Source organism: Actinoplanes cyaneus, assembly GCF_016862095.1.
Lineage (GTDB): Bacteria > Actinomycetota > Actinomycetes > Mycobacteriales > Micromonosporaceae > Actinoplanes > Actinoplanes cyaneus.
Genome location: NZ_BOMH01000128.1, coordinates 1 through 4,367 on the forward strand (window position 1 = coordinate 1; position 4,367 = coordinate 4,367).

Sequence of the window (4,367 nt, forward strand, 5' to 3'; positions counted from 1 at the left end):
TCGGGTGCCGTCGAGCTCTTGCACCATGCCGGTGATCTGATCGCCGATCTGACGCCCGTGGTGGGGAAACAGGGCAGCCAGGCAGGCCAGCACGAACCTCACCGCGGGTGGCTCCGTCTCCCAGCGTGTGAGCAACGCCGGCACCTGCTCGTCAACGGTGAAGCGGACGTCCAGGCTCCACGCTGCCGGTTGAGGCGGACGGCCCTCGGCTGCGGCCCGGCCTGCGTCGGCGAGCAGTCCGTCAGCCCATCGGTCAGCGGCGACCAGCAACCATACGTAGAGATCGAGCCGTTGTTTGGCGGGCAGCGCCCCGGAAGCGATCATGCGCGCGAGAAACGGCAGCGAGGGCGGGGTGGCCGAGTAGCAGGTTCCCTGATGCAGCAGGTTGTCCCCGAACAACTCGTCCAAGGTCTGGTCCCAGTCGCCGAACGGGTCCGCCAATGCCCGCAACAAGTCGGGGACGTCCTCCGCGCTCCCGTGGGCGTGACTGAGCTCTGTCCATGGAATCTCGTCCAGGCCAGACAACTCGATGGGCGTGTCCTCAGCATGGTCGGGAGTCAGGGCCAGCAGTGCGGGTGGTGGTGGGTCGACGACCACGATGCCGGGCATCGGGGGCCGTGCGCCGGGATTGGTGCACACGATCGGCGCGTCGGGACCGCGCAGGATCTGCACCATGCTCACGTCGCAGCGACTGCCGCCTTCCGGGTAGCCGCCGCACTGGCGAGCGATGACGGCAGCGGCGCGCCCGACCGCGTCAATCATCCGATGTCCGGTCACGTCGACCGGATACGGCCCTTCATCGACGGCACTCACCATCCATCCGCCACGAGGCGAGGACCGGCCCGAGACATAGGCGAAACCGTGCGACGCCAAGGCTTGAGCCAACTCGTGGGCGCGCTCGTCGTCAGGCACGACGAACTGGTGGGTGCCCGCCATCGCCGACCAGCCGGCCATATCGTCGCCTCCAATTGTCAGAACCACCTCGGCAAGACTGCCATGATCACGGTGATCCCGGCTGGTGCACCCTCGCGACGTCCGGATCGTCGCCCGCCACGCCGACTCCCGCACACCATTCGCCATGACCGCGCGCTGGAACCTCGACCGACACCCCAACTACATCCTCGCCGTCTTCACGGCCTCCGAAACGGAGCCAACCTCAACAGACGACCATGCCGATGAGAGTGCGTCCCTACTGCCGTCCACCAGGCTGCTCGCTGGCGTTTTTCGTTACGTCGGACATGCCATCGTCAACACCAGCAATCGCGGCCAGGTCCGCCTCCGGTATGTCCAAGGCGCCAGCGATCTCTCGGACAAGAATGGGGTGCGGATTGCGTCCTCCGGATTGCGCTGCATAGATTGTCGACATCGCGCGATACGTCCGCCTGGCCACGTCCTTCACCGAGACGCCCCGATTGTCCATGAGTTTGCGCAGCACAGCACCGAATGGATGTGGCTCGTGGGTGCCAGCTTCCGAGAGCGCAGGACCGACAACCATGTCCCCGATCTTCGCCTGAAACCGCAACAGCCGATCACTCTCGAATCGGACACGTCCGAGGAACGGCAACGTTTGCCCCGCGCCGCCACCGAGTATCCCCGGCACCGAGACCTCGGTGAACCTGCTCCTCTGGCGGTCATGGTCGCTGGCGAACTCCCGCGGGTTAGCCGGTTCGACGTAGGTGACTCGCCAGATGTTGTCCCACCACGGCAGTTCACTCAGCAGACCATTGAAAAAGTGTGGCAGGACCGCGAGGTCGACGGGTTTCGGCTCTTCCGCGTGCACGAGTCGGGGCCAGTAGGTCAAGGCTTCCACCACCGCTGGCGTGAGCGTGCGGCCAGCGATATTCATGGTCGCAGGGTAGTTCCGCTGGCCTCACGGTATCCAGACCTGCGTTGAGCGTGACTACGCCATGACAAGCACCGGAAATCAAGATCAGAAGCGCTCATCTGCCGCAGTCCGGGCTGGGACGGGCCGCTGTCACGGCCCGTGGCCTGCTGCCTGGGGGCCGGCCTTCTGCCGCGCCGAGGTTAGTGCGGCCCGGTATCGTACGCGTTGCCTAGCCACGGGTCCGCTCGTAGAGCGGAGAGGGTCTTCAAGTTGCCTTCTGTGGCAGTCGCAATGAGCGCATCCAGGGCTGGAAAATCCTCCACGCCTCCTCGAGTTAGCCAGCGCAGCCGAGGTGGCGATGCAAGGTCGAGTAGAACGACGCTCAGGCACGATACGGCCGCACCGATAACGAAGTAACGATCGCGGGAGAGCCCGACCTTCCAGCCGCTGCCCTCGTCGTAGGCCTCGACGATCACCCAAGCCTCTTCAGTCGCCTGCCCGTTCAGCAACTGCGAGATCGAAAACAGGTCAGTCTGCCCGTCAAGACCGATCCAACCGTCACAATAAGCTAGAAACTCCGTATATGACACGGGCAAGTCGACGCGCTCCCGGAGCCCATCTAACTCGGAAGGGTCTGCACCCGGTCGGGGACCGCCGTGCCGAAAATCGTATGACCATCGGCCAGCGCGACGTCGCGGCCGACGGCCGCCGCCCGGTCCAGCACATCTCCAACGTTGAGATCCACGCCGGCTCCCGTCGCCAATAGCCGTCAGCCACGCCACGGCGGCATACCGGATCGATGAGTGACCGTGCCGCCGTACCAGGCGAACAGACATTCGCACATACCGCCGAGCGGACGCGCCGTGCTACCGGACTCGAACCGGCTCATACCTTGCGGTCGTTAGCGAAACGCTAGTAACGGACTTTCCCATCCGCCTTTGCCCGACGCGCCTGAGGAGGCTACCTATCAGTCGGTGCGGGCTGGACGCCGAGGGCCGAGCATCTCACTCACATGCCGCCGACAGTGCGCGGCACTGACGGAGAGCCGTCTCGCCCTGTCACGGCGGTCGAGTTGGCCGGCGCATGTTCGTGCCGATGAGCGGACGCTCTATGCCTACGCGGAACTTTCGAATGTCGCTACGGCTGTCTCCGCGGCCGTGCGAGTTGTCGCCGACGCTGCAAGAAGAGACTGAGCCGTGATGACGACGAAGTGATCAGCCTGGCATGGCATCATCCAGTGTGCTTGCCACCATTGCTCATCATCGTGGAGATAGGTCAGTTCGATGCTTGCGACGCCGTTGTCGTCCGACCGCCGGGACAGGACGGATTGGCCGGGGGCGACCAGAGCGTCAGGATCCGACAACCGTGATCTCAGCACCGGACCTTGCATGAAGATGGCCGCTTCGCCTTGCCCTTGCAGATAGAAGGGTGTGCCATCGCCGGCGTCCTGCGGCGAGTTAACGGTGAAGCCGGCCGGCCACTGCACGCTGAAGATCGATGTCTCTATCAGCCAGTACGGGACGTCGAATCCGCCGCCCACGTCGACGACGTCGTTACCGTCGACGGGGCTGCCGGGCTCGATCGTTACCTTCGCCGGCCCCGAGGGGGTCCACCGAGTGGCGTGCACGACGTTCGAACCCTCCCCTTCCCTTTCGAAGGAGTAGGGCCAGTTCGGGATGAGCGTCATCCCGAAGCCGTTCAGCCGGGCGAGTACATGGGCCATGACCGCAGGGTAGTAAAGCTCCGCTGAGCGCCCGGCGACGGACAGCCGACCATCCGCTTCTGCCGCCGAGCGCACGGCGCACTGACGGAGGGCTGTCACGCAGTGTCACACCGACCAAAGTTGGCCGGCGCACGCTCGTGCCGACGAGAGTGCGGCGCTACGTGAATGGTCAGGTCAGATAACTGAGTTTGCCGCAGGCCGGACAGAAAGCACGCTTCACGTTGGACGTCAGTTCAATGCCACACCGGGGGCAGGTACCACCTTCGAAGAGGTGAGGGGTAGGCCCCATCCCGCCTTCGTAGTACTCATGATCGGGCCAAGCGACCATAGCGAGCGTGACCGGCGGGTCTTTGGGATCGACGCGGCCGGGCGATACCTGGCCAAAAATCATCGCCTCAGCGAGCACAAGTTTCTGTGACGGCTTACCGTCGCCTCCGTCGTCAGCGTGTGCCGGCAGCACACGCCGCAGTACGTCGAGAAGTTCCGGCAACGAAAGGTCGAGCAGGTGATCGGCGATCGCCTGCCGTTCTTCGTCACTGCTGTTGTCTGCTGATCTCATCCCGCAGCATCATGGCAGCGCATGCGGACGCGAACCACTCGATATCCGGCTTACATCGGGTGAACGTACTCTCTTGCCGCGATGAAAGCGGTTCTGATTGGCTCCCTGTGACTGTCCGCAGCTGCTGCGTGTTCGGTCTCGGTAAGCACGGGCCGCGTCATTGACGAGGTCGATGGTGCGTAGCTGTCGGCGGGCAGGACACCCGACGTCGTGGCATCAGGTACCGCGATCGTTGTCACGCGTCAGGCCGCGTCGTTCGT

Annotated in this window: 5 protein-coding genes and 1 pseudogene; all 6 read right to left on the reverse strand. The window is 64.4% G+C overall.

Going from position 1 to position 4,367, the window contains the following annotated elements:
- Nucleotides 1-981 (reverse strand): annotated as a pseudogene (locus tag Acy02nite_RS45850) (hypothetical protein); the annotation flags it as partial.
- A 208-nt stretch (nucleotides 982-1,189) separates the two neighbouring features.
- Nucleotides 1,190-1,846, reverse strand: a complete 657-nt coding sequence (locus Acy02nite_RS45855) for a helix-turn-helix domain-containing protein (protein ID WP_203756553.1) — start codon at nucleotides 1,844-1,846, stop codon at nucleotides 1,190-1,192.
- 179 nt (nucleotides 1,847-2,025) lie between these two features.
- Entirely contained in the window at nucleotides 2,026-2,415 is a 390-nt protein-coding gene (locus Acy02nite_RS45860; protein ID WP_203756556.1) for a hypothetical protein, read from the reverse strand.
- Nucleotides 2,416-2,444: 29 nt separating this feature from the next.
- Nucleotides 2,445-2,570, reverse strand: a complete 126-nt coding sequence (locus Acy02nite_RS47445) for a hypothetical protein (protein WP_264653490.1) — start codon at nucleotides 2,568-2,570, stop codon at nucleotides 2,445-2,447.
- A gap of 369 nt (nucleotides 2,571-2,939) precedes the next feature.
- Nucleotides 2,940-3,548 (reverse strand): hypothetical protein, encoded by a 609-nt coding sequence (locus Acy02nite_RS45865; RefSeq protein ID WP_203756559.1) that lies wholly within the window; start codon nucleotides 3,546-3,548, stop codon nucleotides 2,940-2,942.
- Between the two features lie 169 nt (nucleotides 3,549-3,717).
- Nucleotides 3,718-4,107, reverse strand: a complete 390-nt coding sequence (locus Acy02nite_RS45870) for a hypothetical protein (RefSeq protein ID WP_203756562.1) — start codon at nucleotides 4,105-4,107, stop codon at nucleotides 3,718-3,720.
- Nucleotides 4,108-4,367: the final 260 nt, after the last annotated feature.

Bases quoted from the DNA above. Each gene is read 5' to 3' on its own strand.
- Acy02nite_RS45855 (WP_203756553.1), bottom strand. From the start codon at position 1,846: ATGAATATCGCTGGCCGCACGCTCACGCCAGCGGTGGTGGAAGCCTTG.
- Acy02nite_RS45870 (WP_203756562.1), bottom strand. From the start codon at position 4,107: ATGAGATCAGCAGACAACAGCAGTGACGAAGAACGGCAGGCGATCGCC.
- Acy02nite_RS45865 (WP_203756559.1), bottom strand. From the start codon at position 3,548: ATGGCCCATGTACTCGCCCGGCTGAACGGCTTCGGGATGACGCTCATC.